Below are 297 nucleotides of genomic sequence, written 5' to 3'. Positions count from 1 at the left end.
AGCTTAACCCCACGCCAGAACAAGCTCAAAAGCTTGATCAAACTCTGGTGGCGTTTGCTGATGCTTGCAACTACGTCAATGAAACAGTCAACCCCAAAATCAAGAATAAGAACCGGATTCAGGCAGAGACCTATAAAGAAATCCGCAGTCGATTTAGCTTGTCAGCGAATTTGGCTGTAAGGGTTTGTGCGAGGGTAGCTGCCAATCGCAAGGTAGGCAAGCCAGTTAAGAGCTTTAAGTCCACATCGGCGGACTATGACGCTCGTATCTTCAGCTATCGAGAAAACGACCAGTCTG

General features: G+C 47.5%; 1 pseudogene. It reads left to right on the top strand.

Annotation, left to right across the window (positions count from 1 at the left end):
* Positions 1-297, top strand: a pseudogene (locus LKE08_RS07015) (RNA-guided endonuclease TnpB family protein); the annotation flags it as partial.

The sequence above is a fragment of the Lyngbya sp. CCY1209 genome, from assembly GCF_035615495.1.
GTDB lineage: Bacteria > Cyanobacteriota > Cyanobacteriia > Cyanobacteriales > Microcoleaceae > Limnospira.
This window is presented reverse-complemented; position numbering and strand designations above follow the sequence as displayed.